The sequence below is a fragment of the Kribbella sp. NPDC050124 genome (genome assembly GCF_044460355.1).
In the GTDB taxonomy this organism is placed as follows: domain Bacteria; phylum Actinomycetota; class Actinomycetes; order Propionibacteriales; family Kribbellaceae; genus Kribbella.
Window position 1 is genome coordinate 1,119,146 of the sequence record NZ_JBITJU010000001.1, and the last position, 24,711, is coordinate 1,143,856.

The 24,711-nt window shown below is 69.0% G+C and carries 26 protein-coding genes and 1 tRNA gene; 16 read left to right on the forward strand and 11 right to left on the reverse strand.

All coding sequences use genetic code 11. The annotated features are described in order from the left end of the window. Positions 1-2: 2 nt before the first annotated feature. Positions 3-632, reverse strand: coding sequence for a lipoyl(octanoyl) transferase LipB (gene lipB / locus ACIBL3_RS05695; RefSeq protein WP_396351986.1), 630 nt, complete (start codon positions 630-632; stop codon positions 3-5). A 170-nt stretch (positions 633-802) separates the two neighbouring features. Here lipB and ACIBL3_RS05700 point away from each other — a divergent pair, with 170 nt between their 5' ends. From ACIBL3_RS05700 to ACIBL3_RS05715, 4 genes are read left to right on the forward strand one after another with little or no spacing between them, the layout of a single operon-like run. After that, positions 803-2,062, forward strand: a complete 1,260-nt coding sequence (locus tag ACIBL3_RS05700) for an extracellular solute-binding protein (RefSeq protein ID WP_396351987.1) — start codon at positions 803-805, stop codon at positions 2,060-2,062. Between the two features lie 32 nt (positions 2,063-2,094). After that, positions 2,095-3,051 (forward strand): carbohydrate ABC transporter permease, encoded by a 957-nt coding sequence (locus ACIBL3_RS05705; protein ID WP_396351988.1) that lies wholly within the window; start codon positions 2,095-2,097, stop codon positions 3,049-3,051. Next, the gene (locus ACIBL3_RS05710; RefSeq protein ID WP_396351989.1) at positions 3,051-3,881 is read left to right on the forward strand and encodes a carbohydrate ABC transporter permease; all 831 of its coding nucleotides are present in this window, start codon (positions 3,051-3,053) and stop codon (positions 3,879-3,881) included. The genes ACIBL3_RS05705 and ACIBL3_RS05710 overlap by 1 nt, the downstream gene beginning before the upstream one ends. Positions 3,882-3,917: 36 nt before the next feature. Further along, positions 3,918-5,168, forward strand: a complete 1,251-nt coding sequence (locus ACIBL3_RS05715; RefSeq protein WP_396351990.1) for an ABC transporter ATP-binding protein — start codon at positions 3,918-3,920, stop codon at positions 5,166-5,168. A gap of 89 nt (positions 5,169-5,257) precedes the next feature. Here the strand turns inward: ACIBL3_RS05715 and ACIBL3_RS05720 are convergent. Beyond that, positions 5,258-5,334, reverse strand: a tRNA-Pro gene (locus ACIBL3_RS05720). A 24-nt stretch (positions 5,335-5,358) separates the two neighbouring features. Continuing rightward, positions 5,359-6,303, reverse strand: coding sequence for a metallophosphoesterase (locus tag ACIBL3_RS05725; protein WP_396351991.1), 945 nt, complete (start codon positions 6,301-6,303; stop codon positions 5,359-5,361). 26 nt (positions 6,304-6,329) lie between these two features. Between ACIBL3_RS05725 and ACIBL3_RS05730 the strand changes: the two genes are divergently transcribed. Then, complete coding sequence (locus ACIBL3_RS05730) at positions 6,330-6,797, forward strand: GatB/YqeY domain-containing protein (protein ID WP_396351992.1); 468 nt, start codon at positions 6,330-6,332, stop codon at positions 6,795-6,797. A 7-nt stretch (positions 6,798-6,804) separates the two neighbouring features. Next, positions 6,805-7,173, forward strand: coding sequence for a hypothetical protein (locus tag ACIBL3_RS05735; RefSeq protein WP_396351994.1), 369 nt, complete (start codon positions 6,805-6,807; stop codon positions 7,171-7,173). Between the two features lie 37 nt (positions 7,174-7,210). Here the strand turns inward: ACIBL3_RS05735 and ACIBL3_RS05740 are convergent, their stop codons facing one another. The 4 genes from ACIBL3_RS05740 to ACIBL3_RS05755 form a co-directional block, all read right to left on the reverse strand. Then, complete coding sequence (locus ACIBL3_RS05740) at positions 7,211-9,607, reverse strand: penicillin-binding protein (RefSeq protein WP_396351995.1); 2,397 nt, start codon at positions 9,605-9,607, stop codon at positions 7,211-7,213. A gap of 142 nt (positions 9,608-9,749) precedes the next feature. Then, positions 9,750-12,101 carry an endopeptidase La gene (gene lon / locus ACIBL3_RS05745; protein WP_396351996.1) on the reverse strand — a complete coding sequence of 784 codons (2,352 nt, stop codon included), beginning with the start codon at positions 12,099-12,101 and terminating at the stop codon, positions 9,750-9,752. A gap of 101 nt (positions 12,102-12,202) precedes the next feature. Next, positions 12,203-13,324 (reverse strand): ArsA family ATPase, encoded by a 1,122-nt coding sequence (locus ACIBL3_RS05750; RefSeq protein WP_396351997.1) that lies wholly within the window; start codon positions 13,322-13,324, stop codon positions 12,203-12,205. Continuing rightward, positions 13,321-14,271 (reverse strand): ArsA-related P-loop ATPase, encoded by a 951-nt coding sequence (locus ACIBL3_RS05755; protein WP_396351998.1) that lies wholly within the window; start codon positions 14,269-14,271, stop codon positions 13,321-13,323. The genes ACIBL3_RS05750 and ACIBL3_RS05755 overlap by 4 nt, the downstream gene beginning before the upstream one ends. Before the next feature lie 84 nt (positions 14,272-14,355). On the opposite strand from ACIBL3_RS05755, the gene ACIBL3_RS05760 reads away from it, so the two are divergent. The 4 genes from ACIBL3_RS05760 to ACIBL3_RS05775 are packed head-to-tail and all read left to right on the forward strand — an operon-like array spanning position 14,356 to position 16,571. Beyond that, positions 14,356-14,517 (forward strand): hypothetical protein, encoded by a 162-nt coding sequence (locus ACIBL3_RS05760; protein WP_170284624.1) that lies wholly within the window; start codon positions 14,356-14,358, stop codon positions 14,515-14,517. After that, on the forward strand, positions 14,514-14,975 hold the full coding sequence (locus ACIBL3_RS05765) for a RidA family protein (RefSeq protein WP_396351999.1): 462 nt from the start codon (positions 14,514-14,516) through the stop codon (positions 14,973-14,975). Before ACIBL3_RS05760 ends, ACIBL3_RS05765 begins: the two co-directional genes overlap by 4 nt. Before the next feature lie 7 nt (positions 14,976-14,982). Further along, the gene (locus tag ACIBL3_RS05770; RefSeq protein ID WP_396352000.1) at positions 14,983-15,813 is read left to right on the forward strand and encodes an NUDIX hydrolase; all 831 of its coding nucleotides are present in this window, start codon (positions 14,983-14,985) and stop codon (positions 15,811-15,813) included. Continuing rightward, positions 15,810-16,571 (forward strand): MBL fold metallo-hydrolase, encoded by a 762-nt coding sequence (locus ACIBL3_RS05775; protein ID WP_396352001.1) that lies wholly within the window; start codon positions 15,810-15,812, stop codon positions 16,569-16,571. The genes ACIBL3_RS05770 and ACIBL3_RS05775 overlap by 4 nt, the downstream gene beginning before the upstream one ends. On the opposite strand, the gene ACIBL3_RS05780 is transcribed toward ACIBL3_RS05775, so the two are convergent. Beyond that, positions 16,568-17,245: a Crp/Fnr family transcriptional regulator gene (locus tag ACIBL3_RS05780; RefSeq protein WP_360537801.1), complete on the reverse strand. Its 678-nt coding sequence runs from the start codon at positions 17,243-17,245 to the stop codon at positions 16,568-16,570. The genes ACIBL3_RS05775 and ACIBL3_RS05780 overlap by 4 nt on opposite strands. A gap of 133 nt (positions 17,246-17,378) precedes the next feature. Here ACIBL3_RS05780 and nth point away from each other — a divergent pair, with 133 nt between their 5' ends. From nth to ACIBL3_RS05810, 6 genes are read left to right on the forward strand one after another with little or no spacing between them, the layout of a single operon-like run. Further along, positions 17,379-18,155, forward strand: a complete 777-nt coding sequence (gene nth / locus ACIBL3_RS05785; RefSeq protein WP_396352003.1) for an endonuclease III — start codon at positions 17,379-17,381, stop codon at positions 18,153-18,155. Then, positions 18,152-18,727 carry a TlpA family protein disulfide reductase gene (locus tag ACIBL3_RS05790; protein WP_396352005.1) on the forward strand — a complete coding sequence of 192 codons (576 nt, stop codon included), beginning with the start codon at positions 18,152-18,154 and terminating at the stop codon, positions 18,725-18,727. The genes nth and ACIBL3_RS05790 overlap by 4 nt, the downstream gene beginning before the upstream one ends. Continuing rightward, entirely contained in the window at positions 18,724-19,494 is a 771-nt protein-coding gene (locus tag ACIBL3_RS05795; RefSeq protein ID WP_396352007.1) for an NUDIX hydrolase, read from the forward strand. The genes ACIBL3_RS05790 and ACIBL3_RS05795 overlap by 4 nt, the downstream gene beginning before the upstream one ends. Then, positions 19,491-20,663 carry a MarP family serine protease gene (locus ACIBL3_RS05800; protein ID WP_396352009.1) on the forward strand — a complete coding sequence of 391 codons (1,173 nt, stop codon included), beginning with the start codon at positions 19,491-19,493 and terminating at the stop codon, positions 20,661-20,663. The genes ACIBL3_RS05795 and ACIBL3_RS05800 overlap by 4 nt, the downstream gene beginning before the upstream one ends. A 38-nt stretch (positions 20,664-20,701) precedes the next feature. Beyond that, complete coding sequence (locus tag ACIBL3_RS05805; protein ID WP_396352010.1) at positions 20,702-21,208, forward strand: SigE family RNA polymerase sigma factor; 507 nt, start codon at positions 20,702-20,704, stop codon at positions 21,206-21,208. Further along, positions 21,208-21,930: a hypothetical protein gene (locus ACIBL3_RS05810; protein WP_396352012.1), complete on the forward strand. Its 723-nt coding sequence runs from the start codon at positions 21,208-21,210 to the stop codon at positions 21,928-21,930. Before ACIBL3_RS05805 ends, ACIBL3_RS05810 begins: the two co-directional genes overlap by 1 nt. Here ACIBL3_RS05810 and ACIBL3_RS05815 read toward each other — a convergent pair. The 3 genes from ACIBL3_RS05815 to nhaA form a co-directional block, all read right to left on the reverse strand. Next, the gene (locus tag ACIBL3_RS05815; RefSeq protein WP_396352013.1) at positions 21,887-22,738 is read right to left on the reverse strand and encodes an alpha/beta fold hydrolase; all 852 of its coding nucleotides are present in this window, start codon (positions 22,736-22,738) and stop codon (positions 21,887-21,889) included. The genes ACIBL3_RS05810 and ACIBL3_RS05815 overlap by 44 nt on opposite strands. Before the next feature lie 53 nt (positions 22,739-22,791). Further along, positions 22,792-23,232: a phage holin family protein gene (locus tag ACIBL3_RS05820; RefSeq protein WP_396352015.1), complete on the reverse strand. Its 441-nt coding sequence runs from the start codon at positions 23,230-23,232 to the stop codon at positions 22,792-22,794. Positions 23,233-23,305: 73 nt separating this feature from the next. Beyond that, positions 23,306-24,520, reverse strand: a complete 1,215-nt coding sequence (nhaA, locus tag ACIBL3_RS05825) for a Na+/H+ antiporter NhaA (protein WP_396352017.1) — start codon at positions 24,518-24,520, stop codon at positions 23,306-23,308. Between the last annotated feature and the right edge of the window lie 191 nt (positions 24,521-24,711).

Sequence of the window (24,711 nt, forward strand, 5' to 3'; positions counted from 1 at the left end):
GATCAGACTGCGCCGAGGGAGTGGGCGATCGCGTCCCGTACGGCGGCGTCCGTGGGCGTCGGCACTCCGCGCTCGGCGGCGAGCTCGGCCAGCGAGACCATCGTGACATCGTGCAGGCCGCAACTCGTGAACGTGTGAAACACCGTCATGTCCGGGTCGACGTTCACCGAGAATCCGTGACTGGTCACCCCACGCCGGATCCGCATCCCGATCGAGCACAACTTCCGGTGGTCCTCGGTCCACACCCCGACCAGGCTGCTCGCCCCCTTCGGCGTGTCCCGCCGTACCAAGGGAAACCCCAGCGACCCGAGTGCCTCGATCAGCCCGTTCTCCACCCAGCGCACGATGTCCACCGGCCCACGGCGCTTCAGATCGATCACCAGGTACCCAACCAACTGCCCCGGCCCGTGGTACGTCGCAAACCCACCCCGATCCACCGCCACCGCCGGAATCCCCGCCGCCTCCGCCGGAAGGTCGTCCAGCACGGTCCGCGGCCCGTAGGTGATCACCGGTGGGTGACTCAACAGGAACAGCCGGTCCTCAGCTGTCCCTTCCACCCGTTCCCCGACCCAGCCACGCATCTCCTTGGCCGCGACCTCGTAGTCCACTTCACCCAGATCGACCCGCTGCATGCCGTCCAGCGTAGGCGGACGGTGGGTGACGAGAGCGGGTCTGGCGCAGGTGAGCGACCGGGTGGATCATCGGAGGTGACCACGTGGCAGCTCAAGGGGGCGATGTCATGGCTGGTCGGTGGATGTGCCGTACCGGAATGTCGAGAAGATTTCGGCGCAGCGTGAGCTGTGTGGCCGTGGCCGCACTGGCCCTACCGCTCCTTGTCGCGTGCGCGTCGGAGAGCGGCACGCCCACGCTCAACTGGTACATCAACCCTGACAACGGTGGACAGGCGAGGCTCGCGGAGAAGTGCGCGCCGGCGGGCGGCCCGTACCAGGTCGACATCCAGACGCTGCCGAACGACGCGTCCCAGCAGCGCGAGCAACTGGTCCGGCGGCTGGCCGCCAAGGACAGCTCGATCGACCTGATGAGCCTGGACCCGCCGTTCGTGGCCGAGTTCGCGAACGCCGGATTCCTGAAGCCGTTCAGCAAGCAGGACGAGGCGACGTTCACCGACGGCGTCCTGGAGGCACCGATCAAGACGGCGTACTGGAACAACCAGCTCGTCGCGGCGCCGTTCTGGGCGAACACCCAACTGCTCTGGTACCGCAAGTCGGCGGCCGCCGCTGCCGGAGTCAACCCGGCGGCGCCGGGCTTCACCTGGGACCAGATGATCAAGGCGGCCGAGGCCGAGCAGAAGGTCATCGCCGTTCAGGCCAACCGGTACGAGGGCTACATGGTCTGGATCAACGCCCTGGTCGTCTCGGCCGGCGGCGAGATCGTCGGCAACGTGCAGGCGGGCAAGAACGCGACGCCGGAGATCGCCTCACCGGCCGGTGACGCGGCGGCCGAGGTCGTCGGCAACCTGGCCCGATCGCCCGCGGCACCGCCGGCGATGTCAACGGCGACCGAGGAAGAGGCGCGCTCGGCCTTCCAGAGCGACCGCGGCGGGTTCATGGTCAACTGGCCGTACGTGTACGGCGCGGCCCAGGCCGACATCAAGGCCGGCGCGACCACGCAGGCCGTCGTCGACGACATCGGCTGGGCCCGGTACCCGCGGGTCGTCGCGGGGACGCCCAGCAAGCCGCCGCTCGGCGGGATCAACCTGGCCATCGGCAACTACACCAAGTACCCCGACCAGGCGCTGGCACTGGTCAAGTGCCTCACCTCGCTGCAAAGCAGCATCCAGTACATGGTCGACGCGGGGAACCCGGCCTCCAAGGCCGCGGCGTACGACGATCCCCAGGTCCGTAAGGCGTTCCCGATGTGGTCGCTGATCCGGGACTCGATCAACGACGCGGGTCCGCGGCCGATCACGCCGTACTACAACGACGTGTCCACCTCGGTCCAGATCACCTGGCATCCGTCCACCGACGTCAACTCTCCGACGACACCGGAGGAGACCTCGACGTTCATGGCCGAGGTTCTGAGCGGAGAACGGCTGCTCTGAGCTGAGCCGAGAATCGTCCCAGGGAGGGGCCGATGACCGTCAACGAACAACGTGGTACGGCGACGCTCCCGGCCACGACGCCGTCGGAGGCGCCGGTGCCGACGCGGATGTCGGACCGCACGCGGCACGAACGACGGCTCGGGTTGTGGCTGTCCGCGCCCGCCTTCATCGTGATGATCGTGGTGACCGCGTATCCACTGGTGTACGCGGTCGTCCTGTCGCTGTACAACTACCGTCTGACCGACCCGGAGGGACGCGATTTCGTCGGCTTGTCGAACTACGGGACCGTGCTGACCGACCCGGTCTGGTGGACCGACTTCCTGACCACCTTCATCATCACCGCGGTCAGCGTCGCGGTCGAACTCGTCCTCGGCTTCGCGTTCGCCTTCGTGATGTACCGGATCCTGCGCGGCCGCTCGCTGGTGCGCACCGGGATCCTGCTCCCGTACGGGATCATCACCGTGGTCTCGGCGTACATCTGGCGGTACGCGTTCCAGCTGGACTCGGGGTTCATCAACCAGTGGTTCGGGCTCGGTGACTTCAACTGGTTCGGCGAGCGCTGGTCCTCGTTGTTCGTCATCATCTTCTCCGAGATCTGGAAGACCACGCCGTTCATCTCGCTGCTGCTGCTCGCCGGGCTGGTCCAGGTGCCGTGGGACCTGCAGGAGGCGGCGTCCGTCGACGGCGCCACCGCGTGGCAGCGGCTCTGGAAGGTGACGCTGCCGAACATGAAGGCGGCCATCATGGTCGCGCTGCTGTTCCGCACGCTGGACGCCTGGCGGATCTTCGACAACCCGTTCATCATGACGGCCGGCGCGAACGATACAGAGACGTTGTCCTTCCTGGCCTACCGGCAGAACGTCACGCTGCTGAACCTCGGCGTGGGCTCGGCCATCTCGGTGCTGCTGTTCTTCACCGTGGTGATCATCGCGTTCATCTTCGTGAAGGGCTTCAGAACCGACCTCTCGCAGGTGAGGGGTGACAAGTGATGAACCGGAACGCGAAGTACTGGTGGACCGGCTGGGGCCTGCTCATCCTGGTCTGGGCACTGTTCCCGATGCTGTGGATGGTGTCGCTGTCGTTCAAGGACCCGGCCACGTTCCGCAGTGCGACGCCGACGTTCTTTCCCGAGGATTGGGTCTGGACGAACTACGACACCGTGTTCAACGACAGCCTGTTCACCAGCGCGCTGCGCAACTCGGTCGGCGTCGCGTTGATCGCGACCCTGCTGTCGGTCATCGTCGCGATGTTCGCGGCGTACGCGATCGCGCGGCTGGAGTTCCCGGGCAAGAAGCTGCTGCTGTCGATGGCGCTGGCGATCGCCATGTTCCCGCAGGCAGCGCTGGTCGGGCCGCTGTTCAACATGTGGCGCAACCTCGGCATCTACGACACCTGGGTCGGCCTGATCATCCCGTATCTCACCTTCGCGCTGCCGCTGTCGATCTGGACCATGTCGGCGTTCTTCCGGCAGATCCCGTGGGAGATGGAGCAGGCCGCCCAGGTGGACGGGGCGACCGCCTGGCAGGCGTTCCGCAAGGTCATCGTGCCGCTGGCCGCGCCCGGTGTGTTCACCACCACGATCCTGACGTTCTTCTTCTGCTGGAACGAGTTCCTGCTCGCGATCTCGCTCACCTCGACCGACCGGGCCCGGACGGTCCCGGCGGCGTTGTCGTTCTTCACCGGCGCCTCGCAGTTCCAGTCGCCGGTCACCGCGATCATGGCGGCCTCGGTGGTCGTCACCATCCCCGTCGTCATCCTGGTGCTGCTGTTCCAGCGCCGGATCGTCGCCGGTCTGACTGCTGGCGCCGTCAAGGGCTGAGCGCCCGGTGCCCGCGCAGGAAGGAGCTGTCCGACTGTGGCAACCATCAGTATGAAGAACATCGTCAAGCGGTACCCGGACGGGTTCCTGGCCGTCGACGACATCAGCATCGAGGTGGCCGACGGGGAGTTCATCATCCTGGTCGGACCGTCCGGCTGCGGTAAGTCGACGCTGCTGCGGATGATCGTCGGCCTGGAGGACATCACCGAAGGGGACATGCTGATCAACGGCGAGCGGGTCAACGAGAAGGCGCCCCGGGACCGGAACCTGGCGATGGTGTTCCAGAACTACGCGCTCTACCCGCACCTGAACGTGTTCGAGAACATCGCGTTCCCGCTCCGGCTGAAGAACATGCCGGACGCCGAGGTGACGGAACGGGTCGAGGACGCCGCCGCGGTGCTCGAGCTGACCGACAACCTGAAGCGCAAGCCGGCCAACCTGTCCGGCGGCCAGCGGCAGCGGGTCGCGATGGGCCGGGCGATCGTCCGCAAGGCCGACGCGTTCCTGTTCGACGAGCCGCTGTCGAACCTGGACGCGAAGCTGCGCGGCCAGATGCGGACCGAGATCTCCCGGATGCAGCGCAGGCTCGGGACCACGACCGTGTACGTCACCCACGACCAGACTGAGGCGATGACGCTCGGGGACCGGATCGCCGTACTGCGCAAGGGCGTCCTGCAGCAGATCGGGACCCCGCACCAGCTGTACGACTCTCCCGCGAACCTCTTCGTCGCCGGGTTCATCGGGTCGCCGCCGATGAACTTCATCCCGGGCCGGGTGAACGACGGCGCCATCGACACCCCGTTCGGTGACATCGCCGTCAGCGACCGGCTCGCTGGGACGGCCGGACACGACCTGGTCATCGTCGGCATTCGCCCGCAGCACTTCGAGGACGCCGCGGTCGTGGATGCCGAGGCCCGGGCCCGCGGAGAAACGTTCACAGCCAACGTGGACGTGACCGAGTGGCTCGGCAACGAGCTCTATGCCTACATCCCTTACGACGCGCCGAAGGATGTCACCCTGCAGCTGAAGGAGCTCCAGCGCGAGCTGGACAGCGAGCAGATGCGCACCCAGCTGGTCGTCGTCCTGGGCGCCCAGAGCAAGATCAAGGACGGCTCTGTGACGGACCTGTGGTTCGACAACGAACTGATCCACGTCTTCGACCCGGCCACCGGGGAGAACCTGACCCGGTACGCCCCCGAACCGGAGCTGGTCGAGTCGAAGCCGCCGTCGACCGAGCAGGTCACGAGTCCGGAGCCGCGAGCCACCGCCGAGCAGACGGAGAACTGAGTGCTCTCGAGCCCAGGCCGGTGACCTGAGCCGCGGAGGACTAGGCGGGAAACGCAAGAGAGGTCCCTCACCGAGGGACCTCTCTCACTTGGTCGGGCTGACAGGATTTGAACCTGCGACCTCTTCGTCCCGAACGAAGCGCGCTACCAAGCTGCGCCACAGCCCGAAGCCTCGGACAGCTTACATGCGCCTAGGGCTGGGACGAAATCGGGTTGATTCGGGGGACCAGAGTGAGCAGCGTGGCCTCCGGTCGGCAGGCGAAACGGACGGGCGCGTACGGCGACGTGCCGAGGCCGGCGGAGACGTGCAGAGCGGCCTGGCGGCCGTTGTGGCCCCACGTGGACAGGCCCTTCACCCGGGAGGTGTCCAGGTCGCAGTTGGTCACCAGAGCGCCGTACAGCGGCACCGACAGCTGGCCGCCGTGGGTGTGGCCGGCCAGGACCAGCGGGTAGCCGTCGCCGACGAAACCGTTCAGGACCCGCTGGTACGGCGCGTGCGTGACGCCGATCGAGAGGTCGGCCGACGGATCGATCTCGCCCGCGACCTCGTCGTACCGGTCGCGCCTGATGTGCGGGTCGTCGGTGCCGGCGAAGTCCAGCCGCAGGCCGTTCACCTTGAGGGTCGCCTTGGCGTTGTTCAGGTCGGTCCAGCCGGCGCCCGTGAAGGCACGGCGCATCTCCTCGTACGGCAGGTCCGGGCCGTGCGGCTTGTGCCGCTGCTTGTGCGCGGGCAGCAGGTACTTGCCCGGGTTCTTGAAGTGCGGCTTCCAGTAGTCGTTGGAGCCGAACACGAACACACCGGGCAGGTCGAGCAGGTCGCCGTACGCGCGAAGCAGCGGCCGGACCGCCCGTTCGTGCGCCAGGTTGTCGCCGGTGTTGACGATCAGGTCGGGCTCGAGCGCGGCCAGGTCGTTGACCCAGTTGATCTTGCGCTCCTGGGTCGGCATCAGGTGCAGGTCGGACAGGTGCAGGACCCGCAGCGGCGCGGTCCCTTCCGGGAGCACCGGGACCGTCACTCTGCGCAGCGTGAACCAGCGCACCTCGATGCCGGCCGCGTACGCGACGCAGGCGGCGCCGACGGCGCCGACGACCGCCGTGGCCTTGAGGGTGGTGGAGGCAAGCCCGCTCAAACTCATTTCACCAGCCTGCCACAATCATGGTCATGTCCAACTCCGGAATGAAGCAGCGGCTGCGCGACGACATGACCGCCGCCCTCAAGGCGCGTGACGAGATCCGCAAGTCCACCCTGCGGATGGCGCTCACCGCGGTCACCAAGGCGGAGGTGGCCGGCAAGGAGGCCCGCGAGCTCACCGACGCCGAGATCGTCGACGTCCTCGGCTCCGAGGCGAAGAAGCGCCGGGAGTCCGTGATCGCCTACCGCGAGGCCGGACGCGCCGAGCTCGCCGACAAGGAGCAGGCCGAGGCGGACATCCTCGCCGAGTACCTCCCCGAGCAGCTCACCGAGGAGGAGATCGTCGCCTTGGTCACCGAAACCATCGCGGCCACCGGCGCCGCCGACCTCGGCCCCCGCGGCATCGGCAAGGTCATGGGCGCCCTCCAACCCAAAGTCAAAGGCAAAGCCGACGGCGCCGTGGTCTCCGCCGAGGTCAAACGCCAACTCGGCGCCTGACGCCGACATGGCAGGCCCGGCCGGCACCAGAGATCCGGTCGCTGGTCGACAGCGCCGCACGCAGCTCGGCGGCTACCTGGCGATCGCGGTCATCGGCCTCGCGCTCGTCCTTCCTCTGCTGATCGGCGAATTGCTCGTCCGGCAGGTGGTCGGAAGCGCCCTGGACGCCCCCTGGGTCCCCTTCGGCGCGGATGCCGAAGGCAAGACGCAGCTGAGCATCCTGGTCGTGCTGTTCGTCGGGGTGCCCTTGCTGCTCGGCGCTCTGGTGATCAGCCGGGCTGTCGGTCGCCGCATCACCGCAGGCAGCTCCAGGGCCCTGCACTCTGTGGCCGCACTGGTCCTCGTACTGCTGCCGTTTCTCCTGTACCGCGCATGACGAAGGGCCTCGTCCGGGTCGGACGAGGCCCTTCGTTCTATCTGCCGCCGCAGTTGGGGTATTTCGGGTTCCATGGGGGGCAGTTGGGGTCGATTGTGGGTGGGTTGTTCGGGGGTTTGGTGGTGGCCGGGGGCTGGGTGGTGGTCGGCGCGGTGGGCTGGTTCTTCTTGCTGCCGTTGGAGATGTAGATGGTCACCTTCGAGCCCTCGGGTGCACCGTCGCGCTGGCGTGGGGTCGTGTAGGCGACGGTGCCGGCGGTCTCCTCCGAGTTGACGGTGCCGGGCGCGATCTCGACCTGGAAGCCCGCCTGGCGGAGCTTGTTGGCGGCGTCCTCGGGGTTCAGGCCGTTGACGAACGGGAGGTCCTTCACGTCACCGCGGACGGTCTTGTCCGACGGCGCGACGAACTTGGTCGTCGGGTACCCCTGCAGCGCCCACTCCATCGCGGTCATCCAGAGCGGTCCGGCGGTGCCGGATCCGGACGCGTCGGTCATCTTCTTGCCGTCGAGCGTCTGGCCGATCAGGTTCTTGTACGGCAGCGAGGCATCGGCGACAACCGAGGCCGCCGACAGTTTGCTCGAGTAACCGGCGTACCAGACCGCCTCGTTGTCGGTGATCGTTCCGGTCTTGCCGGCCAGGTCGCTGTTGCCGAACCTCAGTCGGCCTCCGGTGCCCTCGGGCGCCATCACTGCCTTCAGCACAGCGTTGACGCCGTCGGCCACCTCAGGAGCCAGCGCCTGCTTGCAGTCCGCGCCCGGAGTGCTGACCGCCTTGCCGGTCGGGCCCTTGATCGCGGTGACCACCCACGGGTTGCAGTACATGCCGCGCGCGGCGAAGGCGGCGTACGCGCCGGCCATCTGCAGCGGGGTGACGTAGCCGACGCCCAGGGTCATGGAGATGACCTGGTTGAGCGGAGCGCCGGACTGGGCGTCGTGCAGGCCGAGGGACTGGGCGATCTTCGCGATCGGGCAGAGACCGGTCTGCTGGGACAGCAGCAGGAAGTACGTGTTGGTCGACTTCTGCGCCGCCTGGATCATGGTCGGTTCCGGCACGTTGGTGGTCGAGTTCTTCGGGTTGTAGCTGTCGACCATCGTGGTGCCGTCGCAGGTGCTGAACTTCTTGCCGCCGAGGCTGATCGGGCTGGGCGAGTTGATCTTGTAGTTCAGCGGGAAGCCCTTCTGGATCGCCGCGGCGATCGTGAAGGCCTTCATCGTCGAGCCGTTCTGGAAGCCGCCGTACCCGCCGGACGCCTTGTCGGTGTTGAAGTTGTACGACGTCTGGTTCTTCTTGTTGCCGTACGGCTTGCTCTGCACCATCGCCTTCACCAGGCCGGTGCCTGGCTCGACGATGGTGATCGCCGCGACGGCCTGGTCGGTCGACTTGGAGTGCTCGTTGATCGACTTCTGCGCGGCGGCCTGGATCTTCGGGTCCAGCGAGGTGCGGATGGTCAGACCCGCGGTCTTCAGGAAGTTCGACCGGTCCGCCACGGTCTTGCCGAAGGCCGGGTTCTTCTCCAGCTCGGAGACGACGAACTCGCAGTAGAACGGGAACTTGCCGTTCGCGCAGCCGAGTTTGTTCGAGCTGACCTTGGCCGGGTCGATGACCGGGGTCTTGAGGGCCGCGTTGGCCTGGGCGACCGAGATGACCTTCAGCTCGAGCATCCGCTTGATGACCACGTCGCGGCGGTCCTGGGCGCGCTTCATGTTGTTGGTCGGGTCGTAGCCGGTCGGGTTCTTCACCAGGCCGGCCAGCAGCGCGGCCTGCGGCAGCGTCAGCTGGGACGCGTGCACCCGGAAGTAGTGCTGGGCGGCAGCCTCGATGCCCCAGGCGCCGTCACCGAAGTTGGCCAGGTTCAGGTACTTCTCGAGGATCTCGTTCTTCGAGTACTGCTTCTCGACCGCGATCGCGTACCGCAGCTCGGCGACCTTGCGCTGGTAGGTCTCGGCCGTCGCGGCCGCAACCTCCTCGGGGGTGTTCGCCTTCTCGACCAGGCTCATCTTCACGTACTGCTGGGTGATGCTCGATCCACCCTGCTGCACCGAACCTTCGGACTGGTTCCGCATCAGCGCGCGCAAGGTGCCCTTGAGGTCCAGCGCGCCGTGCACGTAGAAGCGGTCGTCCTCGATCGCGACGATCGCCTTCTGCATGATCGGCGCGACCTGGGTGAGCTTGACCGGCACCCGGTTCTGCTCGGCGAGGGTGGCGATCGGCGACCCGTCGGCGGCCAGGATGGTGCTCTTCTGCTTGAGCGGCACCTCGTCGAACTGCTGCGGCAGGTCCTGCAGCGTGTCGTGGGTCTTCTCGGTGGTGAAGCCGGCGAGACCGGCGAACGGGATGGCCAAACCGGCGGCCAACGCCCCCGACAACACGCTCACCCCGAGGAACAGGACCACCGATTGGACGACTCCCCGGTCGCCCTTCTCCCTGACGCGCATGATCATAGAGACTACGGGATCGGTCTGATGGATTACCGCGGCGAGTGTGACGTCGGTCACGCTCTGCGGCGCGTTCCCACGAAGTTCATCCGAAAGGATGAGGGCCCGGGAACAATGCCCGGGCCCTCGTGCCGTACGGCGATCAGGCGGCGTACTGGTGTGCCTCGACCTCAGCCGGTTCCAGCGCCAGGTCGAGCACCTCGCGGACGTCGCTGACCGGGTGCACTGTCAGCTCCGACAGCACCGACTCCGGCACGTCCTCCAGGTCCGGCTCGTTCCGCTTCGGGATCAGGATCGTGGTCAGCCCGGCCCGGTGTGCGGCGAGCAGCTTCTGCTTCACCCCACCGATCGGGAGCACCCGACCAGTAAGCGACACCTCACCGGTCATCGCGACCTCCGAGCGAACCGGTCGCCCGGACAGCAGCGACGCGAGCGCGGTCGTCATCGTGACACCCGCCGACGGTCCATCCTTCGGTACGGCGCCCGCCGGGACGTGGATGTGAGCGTTCCGCTCGGCCAGGTCGCCGACCGGGAGCCCCAGCTCCGCGCCGTGCGAGCGCAGGTACGACAGGGCGATCTGCGCCGACTCCTTCATCACGTCACCGAGCTGTCCGGTCAACGTGACTCCGGTCGGGCCGGTCTCCTTGTCGGCCAGCGACGCCTCGACGAAGAGCACGTCACCACCCGCACCGGTCACCGCCAACCCGGTCGCCACACCGGGAAGCGCCGTACGCTCGGCCGACTCCGGAGTGAACTTCGGGGAACCCAGGTACCCCTTCAGGTCACCCGAGCCGATCGTCAGCGAGCCCAGGTCGTCGCCCAGGGCAAGCTTTGCGGTCACCTTCCGCAGGACGCGGGCGATCGACCGCTCCAGCTGCCGTACGCCGGCCTCGCGCGTGTACTCGCCGGCCAGCAGCCGCAGCGCCGAGTCGTCGACGGTCACCTCGTCCGTCGTCAGGCCTGCCCGCTCCAGCTGACGCGGGAGCAGGTGGTCACGGGCGATGACGACCTTCTCGTCCTCGGTGTACCCGTCCAGCTGCACCAGCTCCATCCGGTCCAGCAGCGGCGCCGGGATGGAGTCCAGCACGTTCGCCGTGGCCAGGAAGACCACGTCGGACAGGTCCAGCTCGACCTCCAGGTAGTGGTCCCGGAAGGTGTGGTTCTGCGCGGGGTCCAGGACCTCCAGCAGCGCGGCCGTCGGGTCGCCCCGGTAGTCCGCACCCACCTTGTCGATCTCGTCCAGCAGTACGACGGGGTTCATCGAGCCGGCCTCGGTGATGGCCCGGACGATCCGGCCCGGCAGCGCGCCGACGTACGTCCGCCGGTGACCGCGGATCTCGGCCTCGTCCCGGACACCGCCCAGCGCGACCCGGACGAACTTCCGTCCCATCGCACGAGCCACGGACTCGCCCAGCGAGGTCTTACCCACACCAGGAGGACCGACCAGGGCCAGTACGGCGCCACTGCGGCGGCCACCGACCACTCCGAGACCACGGTCCGCGCGGCGACGCCGTACGGCGAGGTACTCGGTGATGCGCTCCTTCACGTCGTCCAGACCGGCGTGGTCCGCGTCCAGCACGGCCCGGGCCTCCCGGATGTCGTAGCTGTCCTCGGTCCGGTCGTTCCACGGCATCTCCAGCACCGTGTCCAGCCAGGTCCGGATCCAGCCGACCTCGGGGGACTGCTCGGCGGTCCGCTCCAGCTTGTCGACCTCGGCGAGCGCAGCCTTGTGCACGTGCTCGGGCAGGTCGGCGGCCTCGACGCGGGCCCGGTAGTCCTCTTCCTCGGACTCGGCCTTGCCGTCCAGCTCGGCCAGCTCCTTGCGGATCGCGGCCATCTGCTGGCGCAGCAGGAACTCCCGCTGCTGCTTCTCCATGCCCTCCTGGACGTCCTTCTGGATCGTCTCGGAGACCTCGAGCTCGGCCAGGTGGTCCTTGACCCAGCCGATCAGCTTCTCCAGCCGCTCGGAGACGTTCGCGTTCTCCACCAGCCAGGACTTCTGCTCGTTGGTCAGGTACGACGCGTAGCCGGCCAGGTCGGACAGCTCCGCCGGGTCGTCCACCTGCTTGATCGAGTCGATGACCTGGTATGCGCCGCGCCGCTGCAGCACAGAGGTCGTCAGGGTCTTGTACTCGCGGGCCAGCTCAGGGGAACGGGCGTCGGTGATCTCGTGCATCACCGTCGCGCCGACCCAGAGCGCGGCACCAGGACCGGCGGTCCCGGCGCCGATGCGGACCCGCTGGGTCCCGCGGATCACGGCCGCCTGGGCGCCGCCCGGCAGCCTGCCGATCTGCTCGATCTCACCGAGCGTCCCGGCCTTGGCATATCTCCCGTCCAGCCGCGGCACCAGCAGGACCTGGTCCTGGCCGGAAGCCTGCGCTGCGTCGATGGCCGCCCGGGCCTCGGTGTCGGCCAGCCGGACCGGCACGACCATTCCCGGCAGGACCACGGCGTCGTCCAGCGGCAGAACAGGAAGATTCAACGTATCGGTCACGCTGTCACACCCTTTTCAAGATTGAGTCTGACTGGCTCAACCATGGGTGTAAGCAAGTAATTCCCGGCGAGAACGGGCGTTCGCTCAGAGTGAAACGCCGGTCAGGCGGTCAGGAGGTCGCCGATCTGGCGTAGACCGGTCAGGTCGTGGATGTCGTCGGCCAGGGCGGGCACCTCGACGGTCGGGATCGAGCGGTGGCCGCGACGGAACCGGTCCGCCTGCTTGTGGTCGCTGACCACCTGCTGCATCTTGTCCGCGTGCAACCGCAGTACGGCGGCTGTCAGCGGCGACTTGTCCGCCTCCTCGAGCCGCTCGGCGGCCGCCAGTGCCCGCTCGGCCGACAGATCCGGCGCATGCGTGGTCGTCACCCGGTTCAGGACGACGCCGGCCAGCGGCATGCTCTCCTCACGCAACCGCTCGGTGAAGTACGACGCCTCCCGCAACGCGTCGTTCTGCGGAGCGGCCACCACCAGGAAGGCCGTGTGCGGCTCCCGCAGCAGCGCCACCGTCTGCTCGGCCCGCTGCCGGAAGCCACCGAACAACGTGTCGAAAGCAGCCACGAAGGTCTGTACGTCGGTCAGCACCTGAGCGCCGAGCACCTTGTTCAGCACCGACATCGCCATGTTGACGCCCGCCGACATCAACCGGAACGGCCCCCGAGCGGGCGCCAGCAGCAACCGCAGGAACCGGCCCTCCAGCAGTGAAGCCAGCCGCTCCGGCGCGTCCAGGAAGTCCAGCGCGGACCGCGACGGCGGCGTGTCCACCACGATCAGGTCCCAGTCACCCGATTGCACGGCCTGCTTGTGCAGCTGGCCGAGCTTCTCCATCGCCATGTACTCCTGCGTCCCCGCGAACGACGACGACAGCGCTTGGTAGAACGGGTTCGCCAGGATCTGCTCGGCCTTCTCCGGAGTTGCGTGAGCGAGCACGACCTCGTCGAAGGTCCGCTTCATGTCCAGCATCATCGCGTCCAGCCGGCCGCCGTTCGTGGCGTTCACCTGGGCGACGGCGCGCGGGGTGTTGTCGAGCTCGGTCAGCCCGAGCGACTGCGCCAGCCGCCGGGCCGGGTCGATCGTCAGTACGACGACCTTCCGCCCGCGCTCCGCGGCCCGTAGACCGAGGGCGGCAGCCGTCGTCGTCTTGCCGACCCCGCCCGCGCCGCAGGTCACGATGATGCGCGTCCCGGGATCGTCGATCAGCGCGTCAAGATCCAACGTGCTCACGCGCGCAACTCCTCGGCCAGGTCGAACAGGGCGCCTTGGTCGATTCCTTCGGGCAGCAGCGGCAACTGGGTGACCTGCTTGCCCAGGGCATCGATCCGGTCGCGGTTCTCGCGTTCCAGCCCGACCCGGACCGCATGGTCGTGCGCCTCCGCGGCCAGCGTCGCGACCATTGCCTTGCTGGAGGACGCACCGGCCGAGCGCAGGCCTTTGCTGAGCTCGGCAGCCGGCAGTTCTTCCTTCACCGCAAGGGCGAGCGCGTCGTCGTCCAGCGGGCTGTTGCGGACCATGTTCACGACGATCGACCCGATCCGCAGGTCGAGCGCCTCCAGTTGCTCGACCGCGTCCAGCGTCTCCTGGACCGGCATCTCCTCGAGCAGCGTGACCAGGTGGATCCGGGTCACGTCCGAGCGCAGCATGCCCATGATCGCGTCCGCCTGGTTCCGGATCGGCCCGACCTTGGCCAGGTCGGCGACCTCGTGGTTCACGTTCAGGAACGGCGCGATCCGGCCGGTCGGCGGTGCGTCCAGCACGACGGCGTCGTACGCGAGCCGCCCGTGCGACTTCCGCCGGGTCGCCTCGTAGACCTTGCCGGTCAGCAGTACGTCGCGCAGCCCCGGCGCGATCGTGGTGACGAAGTCGATCGCGCCCACCTTGTCGAGCGCTTTCCCGGCGCGGCCGAGGTGGTAGTACATGTCGAGGTACTCCAGCAGCGCGGCCTCGGCGTCCACGGCCAGCGCGTACACGTCGCCGCCGCCCGGACCGTGGGCGATCCGGCGTTCGACGTACGGCAGCGGCGGTACGTCGAACAGCTGAGCGATCCCCTGGCGGCCTTCGACCTCGACGAGCAGGACGCGCTTGCCCTGGTCGGCCAGGGAGAGTGCCATGGCAGCCGCAACAGTCGTCTTCCCGGTGCCACCTTTGCCGGTGACCACGTGCAGCCTCGCCATACGGTCCAGGGTAGGGCGTGGCCCAGAACACACCGTTCCTGACCGGGGCGGTGGGGCGGGGCAGGAATCGATACAGTCCCTGTCATGAAGAAGTTCGAGTACTTCACCGCGCCGCTGCTGGTCCACTCGACCAAGGAGATCCTGGACAACTTCGGCCAGGACGGCTGGGAGCTGGTCCAGGTCGTCCAGGGCCCGAACCCGGAGTCCCTGGTCGCCTACCTGAAGCGGGAGATCGAGGACAAATGAGCCACCCCGAGGAGAAGCTCGCCGAGCTCGGCCTGAAGCTGCCCGAGGTGGCCAAGCCGGTCGCCGCCTACGTCCCCGCCGTACGGACCGGGAACCTGGTCTACACGTCCGGCCAGCTGCCGCTGCGCGAGGGCACCCTGATCGCCACCGGCAAGGTCGGCGACGCCGTCACCGCCGAGGTCGCGAGCGAGTGCGCGCAGCAGTGCGCGCTGAACGCGCTGGCCGCGGTCAAGGCCGAGATCGGTGACCTCGCGAACGTGAAGCGGGTCGTCAAGGCGGTCGCGTTCATCGCGTCCACGTCCGACTTCACCGGGCAGCCGCAGGTCGCCAACGGCGCCTCGGAGCTGTTCGGCCAGGTGTTCGGCGAGGCCGGCCAGCACGCCCGGAGCGCGGTCGGCGTTCCGGTGCTGCCGCTCGACGCGCCGGTCGAGGTCGAGCTGATCGTCGAGGTCGCCTGACCTCCGCATGGTCCGCAACCTGAAGTCCGAGTTGCTGTCCGGCGGGATGGCGTCGGCCGCGCTGGAGTTCGCCCGCGAGGGCCGGACGCCCGCCGAGCCGCGTCCGGCCTCGACGGTGATCCTGCTCCGCGACACTGCCGCCGGACCGGAGGTCTACCTCCTCCGGCGGCAGCGGACGATGGCGTTCGCAGCCGGGATGACGGTCTTTCCGGGCGGCCGGGTGGACGCGACCGACTCGACCGTGGCCGACTCGTGGTCCGGTCCGGCGCCGAGGTGGTTTGCCGACCGGCTGGGGTGTGACGAGCAGACGGCGTCGGCGTACGTCGCTGCCGCCGTACGGGAGACGTTCGAGGAGTCGGGGGTGCTGCTGGCCGGTCCGTCCACGTCGTCTGTCGTCGGTGATACGACCGGCGACGACTGGGAGGCAGACCGGGTCGCACTGGAGGCGCGGGAGCTCGGTTTCGCGGACTTCTTGCACCGGCGCGGGCTGGTCCTGCGCGCGGACCTGCTGGGTCCGTGGGCGCACTGGATCACGCCGGAGTTCGAGCCCCGGCGCTACGACACCCGCTTCTTCGTCGCCGCGCTGCCTGCCGGGCAGGTCACCCGCGACGTGACCAGCGAGTCCGACCAGGTCGCCTGGATGCGCCCGGCGGACGCGGTCGCCGCGGTCGAGGCGGGCGACCTGCTGATGCTGCCGCCGACGTACGTGTGCTGCCGCGACCTCACGCCGTACGGCGACGTGGCGGAAATCCTCACCGCCGCCGCCGAACGCGAGATCCGCCCGGTCATGCCGACCATCCGCATCGACGGCGACCAGGCCTACCTGGAGACGACATGACCGAATTCGCGACGCTGGTGCGTGCGGACAACCCGGGCGTGATGACGCTGGACGGGACCAACACGTGGATCCTGCGGGCGCCAGAGGCGGACGAGTCGGTGGTCGTGGATCCTGGCCCGATGCTGGAGGACCACCTGCGGGCTGTGCTCGAGGCGGCCGGCAAGGTGGCCGTCGTACTGCTGACGCACAAGCACCCCGATCACTCGGAGGGTGCTGCGTGGTTCGCGAACCAGGCGGGCTGCGGGGTCCGGGCGGTGGACCCGGCGTTCCGGCTCCCCACCGATCACGCCCACGGCCTGAGTGAAGGTGACGTGATCACGGTCGGCGGTCTCCGCATCGAGGTCCTCCCGACACCCGGCCACACGATGGACTCGGTCTGCTTCTGGCTCCCGCAGGACGGCTCGCTGCTGACCGGCGACACCGTCCTCGGCCGCGGCACCTCGGTGGTCGCCCACCCGGACGGTGCCCTCGGCCCCTACCTGGACTCCCTGGACCGCCTCCTGGCCTTCGCCAACTCGGCCGCCGGCGTCGAGCGCCTGCTCCCCGGCCACGGTCCCGTCATCGACGACCCGACCGACGTCCTCAGCTTCTACATCGACCACCGCCAGGAACGCCTCAACCAGGTCCGAGCGGCGGTCGCGGCCGGCCACACCACACCGGAGGCGGTCGTCGAACACGTCTACTCCGACGTAGACCGCTCCCTCTGGCCCGCCGCCGAACGCTCAGTACGGGCCCAGCTGGACTACCTGAACGCCTAGCGGGCCCGTCGCTGGAGGCGGTCGACGTCCAGGAGTACGACGGAGCGCGGCTCGAGGCGGACCCAGCCGCGGGAGGCGAAGTCGGCGAGGGCCTTGTTGACGGTCTCGCGGGAGGCGCCGACCAGCTGGGCGAGCTCCTCCTGGGTCAGGTCGTGGTGCACGTGGACGCCGTCGTCGGCGGTCCGCCCGAAGCGGCTCGCCAGATCGAGCAGCGCCTTCGCGACCCGGCCCGGTACGTCGGAGAACACCAGGTCGGCCACCACGTCGGAGACCTTGCGCAGCCGGGAGGCCAGCTGAAGCAGCAGGCCGCGAGCCACCTCGGGGCGGCCGGCCAGCCAGCGCAGCAGCTCGTCGTGGGTCAGCGACATCATCGAGGCGTCGGTCACCGCGGTCACGGTCGCGGAGCGCGGACCCGGGTCGAACAGTGACAGCTCGCCGAACATCTGGCCCGGGCCGAGCACGGCGATCAGGTTCTCCCGGCCGTCGGCGGAGGTGCGGCCCAGCTTGACCTTGCCCTCGACCACGACGAACAGCCGGTCACCGGAGTCGCCCTCGTGGAACAGGACCTGGCCGCGGCGCAGCCGGTTCTCGGTCATCGACGCGGCCAGCGCGTCGGCCGCCTCGTCGTCGAGCTGACTGAACAGCGGTGCCTGTCGGAGCACTGCGGCATCCACTTTGGGCCTCCTCGGACCTTCGACCACGGCTTACGGGCGGGGTCCGGCCTCGCCCGGCACCGGGCCGTTACCACCCGGTTGCCCCAAAACCGTAGCCCCTCGGGTGTCGGCCCCGCCACGTAGGCTTGCCTCCATGCCATCCCAGCGTGTCGCGGAGCAGGTCGCCGGAGCCGTCGTCGAGGTGCCGTTGAAGCTGCCCCGCAAGGCCCCGGTCTACCCCGACGAGACCCACACCCAGTTGGTCCGCCGGGCCCGCAAGATGCACAAGGTGCTCACCGAGACGTATCCGGACGCTCACTGCGAGCTGGACTTCACCAACCCGCTCGAGTTGCTGGTGGCCACCATCCTGTCGGCCCAGACCACCGACGTGATGGTGAACAAGGTGACCCCGACCCTGTTCGCGAAATACCCGACCGCCCTGGCGTACGCGGAGGCCGATCGGGAGGAGCTGGAGGCGATCCTGAAGCCGACCGGCTTCTTCCGGGCCAAGACGAACAGCGTGATGAAGCTCGGCCAGGCCCTGGTCGACGACTACGACGGCGTCGTCCCGGGCAAGCTGGAGGAGCTGGTGAAGCTGCCCGGCACCGGCCGGAAGACGGCGAACGTGGTGCTCGGTAACGCCTTCGGGGTCCCCGGGATCACCGTCGACACCCACTTCGGCCGCCTGGTCCGCCGGTTCGGCTGGACCACCGAGGAGGACCCGGTCAAGGTCGAGCACCTGATCGGCGCGCTGTTCCCGAAGAAGGACTGGACGATGCTGTCGCACCGGCTGATCTTCCACGGCCGCCGCCGCTGCCACGCCAAGAAGCCGGCCTGCGGCGCCTGCCCGATCGCCCAGTGGTGCCCGTCGTACGGCGCCGGCCCGACCGACCCCGTGGTCGCCGCGAAACTGGTGAAGGTCCCGGCGTGAGACTCCGTACGACGCTCTGCACGACCAGCTGGCTCGCCGCCGGACTGGTCCTGGCGTCGTGCGGATCCCAGCCGGCCGACAGCTCCCAGCCATCGGCGTCCGGCAGCGCTGCCAAGGTCGCGGCCTGCCCGGCGACACCGTCCAAGCCCCCAGTCAGCAATGGCCTCCCGGACGTCAGCCTGCGGTGCCTCGGCGACGGTCCGGACATCCGTCTCGCCGACCTCCGCGGTCCGCTCGTGGTCAACGTCTGGGCCCAGTGGTGCGGTCCGTGCCGCGACGAAGCGCCGTACCTGGCGGCCCTCGCGAAGAGTGGGAAGGTGCCGATGCTCGGGATCGACTACGCCGACCCGCGGCCCGAGCTCGCGGTGAAGTTCGCGACCGAGGAAGGGCTGGCCTACCCGCATCTGGTCGATCAGGACAAGACGATCCAGCAGGCGCTGCGGATCGGCGGCCCGCCACTGACCGCTTTCGTCGACAAGGACGGCTCTGTCGTCTATGTGCATCGCGGTGTGCTCACCTCGCAGCAGCAGCTCGACCAGCTGGTGCAGGACAAGCTGGGAGTAGCACTGTGACCTTCGAGGATGTGGAGATTCCGGACTGGCTGAAGCCGCTGGCGAAGGCGTCCGAGGAGGTGGACCCGAACCAGCTGTCGAGGTTCCTGCCGCCGGACGATCCGTCGGTGCGCAAGTCCGCCGTCCTGATCTTGCTTGCTGACGGCAAGGACGGGCCGGAGGTGCTGCTCACCGAGCGGGCCTGGACGTTGCGCCGGCACGCCGGGCAGATGGCGTTCCCCGGCGGTGGCGTCGACCCGGAGGACGGGATCGGCGAACCGGGCCTGGTGCGGACCGCGTTGCGCGAGGCCGAGGAGGAGACCGGGCTGGACCCGTCCGGGGTGGTCCCGTTCGCGGTCTGGCCGGCGCTGTGGGTGCCGGTGAGCAACTTCGGAGTGTCACCGGTCCTGGGCTGGTGGCGGGAGCCGTCGCCGGTGGCGGTGGTCGACCCGGCCGAGGTCGCCTCGGTTCACACCGTGTCGGTGCACGCGCTGGCCGACCCGGCGAACCGGATCAGCTGCCTGCACCCGTCCGGCTTCACCGGACCGGCGTTCACCGTCGGTGACCTGTACATCTGGGGTTTCACCGCCGGTCTGCTGGACAAACTGCTCGTCCTGGGTGGCTGGTCGCGCGACTGGGACCCCTCGGTCGTCGTACCGTTGCCCGACCGGCTGGTCGAGGCGGCCTGGCGGAGTGAGGGACGGCGGCCGGAGGACGTCCGGCGGTTGACGGCCATCGAGCACGACCTCGGCCGGTCTGAGGGTGTCCAGTCGGAAGGTGTGGAGTGAGCAAGCTCGACTACGCGCTGCTGATCATCACCGGGCTGGTGGCGATCTCCGGGTACATCGAGGGGTTCGTGCTCGGCGCGTGCGCCACGCTGGGACTGCTCGGTGGCGCCGCGGTCGGCGTCTGGGTCGTGCCGCGGGTGCTGGACAACTTCTCGCCGAGCGTCTCGGTGTCGTTCGCGGCGCTGGTGCTGGTGGTGATCCTGGCCTCGATCGGCCGCACGATAGGCGCCGTACTCGGGTCGAGACTGCGCAACAAGATCTCCTGGACACCGGTGAAGGCGGTCGACGCGCTCGGCGGAGCCGCGCTGGCCGCGGTGTCGGTGCTGATCGTGTCCTGGGTGCTCGGCGTCGCGGTGAGCGGTGCGCGGATCCCGAGCGTGACGTCGGCGGTGCGCGGCTCGCAGGTGCTGGCGAAGGTCGACGAGGTGCTGCCGAACCGTGCCGACCAGGCGTTGCAGGCGTTCAACGACGTGGTCAACACCGATCTGTTCCCGCGGTTCCTCGACCCGTTCGTGCCGGAGCGGATCCGGGAGACGCAGCCGCCGGACGGCGAGATCTCCCGGCAGCCGGCGGTCCGGGCGGCGTACAGCCGGATCGCCAAGGTCACCGGAGTGGCGAACTGCTCGCGCGGTCTCGAGGGCAGCGGGTTCGTCTACGCGCCGCAGCGGGTGATGACGAATGCGCACGTGGTCGCCGGGGTCGGCGCGCCGCAGGTCGAGGTCGACGGGCAGTCGTACGAGGCGTCCGTGGTGGTGTTCGACCCCGAGGTCGACATCGCGGTGCTGTACGTCCCGAAGCTGGACACCAAGCCGCTGCCCTTCGACTTCACCGGCAAGGCGGACGACCCGGCGGTTGTCCTCGGCTACCCGGAGAACGGCCCGTTCGACTCCGAGCCGGCCCGGATCCGGTCCGAGGAGCGCCTCCGCGGCCCGGACATCTACGGCGACCGGACGGTCACCCGGGAGGCGTTCTCGATCTGGGCCTCGGTCCGCCCCGGCAACTCCGGCGGCCCGCTGCTGTCCACCAAGGGCACCGTGTACGGCGTGGTGTTCGCGGCTTCGGTCGAGGACAACCGCACCGGTTACGTGCTCACCGCCGAGCAGGTCTCCGACGACGCACGCGAAGGCGCGACCGCCACCCAGGAAGTTTCCACGAGAACCTGCACCTGACATGCAGCAGAACCGCGCCGCCGCCGCGTTCTAGGGATATGACGGTGACGACGGAGGGGACGTTGTCGTTCGACGAGTTGGTGGTCTCGACCGAGCGGCGGTTGCTGCGCCTCGGCCTGATGCTGACCGGTGGCGTGCACAGTGCCGAGGATCTGGTCCAGACGGTGTTCGCTCGCGCGCACCGCAAGTGGGACCGGATCCAGTCGTTGGACAACCCTGAGGCCTACCTGCGGACGATGGTGGTCAACGAGTTCCTCAGCTGGCGCCGCCTGCTGAAGAACAAGGAGCTGCCGGTCGCCGAGCCGGTCGACCTGCCCTCCACCGAGGACATCGGCGCCCGTCAGGCCCTCCAGGACGCCGCGTGGCGGCTGCTCGCGACATTGCCCCGGCAGCAACGCGCCGTACTGGTCCTGCGGTACTACGAAGACCTGCCGGACGCCGAGATCGCCGCCGTGCTCGGGTGCGCGCCCGGAACGGTCCGGTCCAACGCAGCCCGAGGGCTGGAGACACTGCGGAACACCCTGCCTGCTGAGGAGGAGCGCTGATGGCCAGGCTGACGGACGAAGAGCTCGAGCGCCTGCTCCGGGAAACCTTTGCGGACAAGGAGAACCTGGTCGACAGTTTGCCATCGGCAACCAAAAGCCGACGCCCGCTGGCCCCGATCCTGATGGCCGCGGCGGCGGTGCTCGTCGTCCTGGCCGGGACCTTGTACGGCGTGAGCCGCGACCGCGACGCGGGTCCGGTGGCGACCTCGGACCCGACCGGAACGGCGGAAGCCGGGGCGACCGCGGGTGCCTCCGAGAACGCCCAGGTCTGGGCGGCCGCGATCCTCGCGGGCGCCGAGCAGTACAAGCCGCCGCAGGGCTGGCAGTCGCTGGTCCTGCTGGATGAGGTCGTCATTGCCACCCAGGCGGAACGGTACAGCGCCGGTCGCACCTTCTCCGCGACGGACAAGAGCAAGGTCGTCGACCTGGTCGGCAAGAAGATCACCGTCGCCTGGAGCTCCACCCGGCCGAGCGTGGACACGTGCGCGGACCAGGCGATCGGGGAGGTCATGGTCGGTCGGGTGATCGACAAGGGTGACCACAAGGAGGTCGCGATCAGCATCGAGCGCGGGTGCGGCTACGGCGACTATGTGACCTACCGACTCGAGAAGCAGGGGGCCGCGTGGGTGGTGACCGGCACTGTCGGCCCTGTGCACCAGAAGATCCCGGCGAGCTGCGTCATGTCCGGAAAGACGCCAGCCAGTCCACGACCAACTTGTTGAACAGGTCCGGGACCTCTTCGTGGGGGAAGTGGCCGGCTGGGGTGAGGAACTCGTGCCGGAGCGGGGCCTTGACCAGGTGCGGAGGGGTCACCGCGGTCGGGGACACCGCTGGGTCCTGGGCGCCATGGATCTGGAGCACGGGTACGGCGACCGGCGTACGCATCCGGGCGGAGTACTTACGACCGTCAGGCCGGAGCCGGGAGCGCGCGAACCAGCGGTGGTACTCCAGCGCGCAGTGCGGTGCCGGCCACACCTGCAGGGCGGCGCGATACCGGCGGGAGGCCTCGGGGTCCGGGAACGTGCCACCGGGCGCGGACCAAGCGCGGAGCAGCCGCTCGATGTGGACGCCGTCGTGTGCGAGCAGGCGACGCTCGGGCAGGATCGGCAGCTGGAACCAGGCGGTGTGAGTCAGCGCTTTCGCCTGACCGGACCTGGCCAGCAGCAACGGGTGCGGTGCCGAGACAACCGCGAGTCCGCGGACCTGTCGCGGCGCGAGTACGGCTGCCGACCAGCCGACGAACCCGCCCCAGCCATGGCCGACGACGACGGCGTCCGTGGCCCCGAGGGATCGGATGACACCGGACACGTCCGCGGCCGTGGTGTAGGGGTCGTAACCACGGGGAGTCTTGTCGCTGGCGCCGTACCCGCGCAGGTCCATCGCGACGGCGCGGTACCCGGCCGCTGCGACGGTCGGCAACTGGTGGCGCCACGCCCACCAGAACTCAGGGAAGCCGTGCAGGAACAGCACCAGCGGTCCGTCCGCCGGCCCGCACTCCGCGACGTGGAACCGGGCCCCGTTGGCCGCCACCAGCGAGTGCGACCAGGGCCCATCGACCAGCAGGTCGACGACACCGGCCGGGCTCAGCGCCGCACGCTCTTCGGTTCGATCTGCTCGGTCTCGTCGCCCTTGCCGATCGCCTTGAGGACCTCGACCGACTCCTTCGAGGTCTCGATCGTGCGCTGCGGTCCCTTGGCCTTGCCGAGCGAGCGCTTGCCCAGCAGCACCAGCACCGCGGCGATCAGCAGGTAGACCACGGCGACGATCAGGAAGGCCAGCGCCGGGTGCAGCCCGAGGGCGGTGAGCCCGTACGCCGCGGCGATGGACAGCAGGATGATCGCCAGCAGGGCCAGGAAGGCAGCACCGCCGAACATGCCGGCGCCGGTCCCGGCCGCGACCGCGGTCTTCTTGAGCTCGGTCTTCGCCAGCTCGATCTCACCGCGGACCAGGCTGGACAGATCCTTACTGGCGTTCGCGACGAGCTGCCCGACCGTGGGCTCACTCCCGTTCGGCCCCATCGACATGGCACTCCTTCCGCTCCGTCCCTTGACACTACCGCCGTCCGCCCCGATCTACGGGTACCCCGACCCGGGGAGGTCAGTCGGCGTACTCGCGATTGCGCCGGAAGAGCAACACCGCCGCGATCATGGCGGCCAGCAACGACGCGACCAGTACGGCGGCCTTCGCCCGTTCGACCTGGGCGGCATCGTCGGCGAACGCCAGCTGGGCGATCAGCAGCGCGACGGTGAACCCGATGCCGGCCAGCACCGACACCGCGCCGACGTCCCGCCAGGACAGGTCGGAGTTCAGCTCGGCCCGGGTGAACCGCGCGGTCAGCCAGGACCCGCCGAACACGCCGAGCACCTTGCCGACCAGCAGCCCGGCGACCACCCCGAAGGCGACCGGGTCGGTCAGCATCTCCCGTACAGTGCTGCCACTCAACGTGACGCCCGCCGCGAACAGCGCGAACAGCGGTACGGCGACACCGGCGGACCACGGTCGGAGCCGGTGCTCGATCCGCTCGGCCGGCGCGTGCTCCTCGCCCGGGTCCGCGACCACCCGGGTGACCAGTCCGAGCGCGACCCCGGCGATGGTGGCGTGGATCCCGGACTCGTGCATGAACCACCAGGCCGCGATCGCGATCGGCACGTAGAGGAACGGCGTCCGGATCCGCCGGCGCTGCAACAGATACCAGACACCGATCAGCGCGACCGCGGCGAGCAGCTCGAGCAGGTGGAACCCGTGCGAGAAGAACACCGCGATCACCAGGATCGCGCCGAAGTCGTCGACCACCGCCAGCGTGAGCAGGAACGCCCGCAGGGCGCTCGGCAGCGACGAGCCGACGATCGCCAGGACGGCCAGGGCGAACGCGATGTCCGTTGCCGTCGGCACCGCCCAGCCCTCCGTCTTGCCGTTGTCCGCGCTGAGGTTCACCGCGAGGTAGATGATTGCCGGGAGCACCATTCCGGCCAGGGCCGCGACCACCGGCACGACCGCCTCGCTGAGCCGGGACAGCGTGCCGACCACGAGCTCGCGCTTCAGCTCGACGCCGGCCAGGAAGAAGAACAGCGTGAGCGCACCGTCGGAGGCCCAGGCTTCGACGGTCAGCGGCCCGACCTGTGCATCGCGCAGCTGGTGGTAGGCGTCCTGCCAGGGGGAGTTCGCCCAGACGAGGGCGACGACGGCGGCGGCGAGCAGCAGCAGGCCGCCGGTGGTCTCGGCGCGCAGGGTGTCGGCCAGAATCGCACGCTCGCGTCCCAGGATGCGCGGGAACGCACGCTTCTTCTGCCGGATCCGCGGGGTCTGGCTCATCGTCAGGCGCCCTTCGGTCGGGGTCGTTCGGACTCTTGCCGACCAGGCTTCCCGGCACACCCTCGCCACCCGGGCGGGGCGGCGGTTCCAACTCGCACGATTCTAGCGGTTGGTGTTTGCTCCGGCAGGTCCGTTTGCGGCAGGGTGGTGCCCGGTGCGCCGGGAAGTCTGGTCGGCATGCTCGCTCTCAC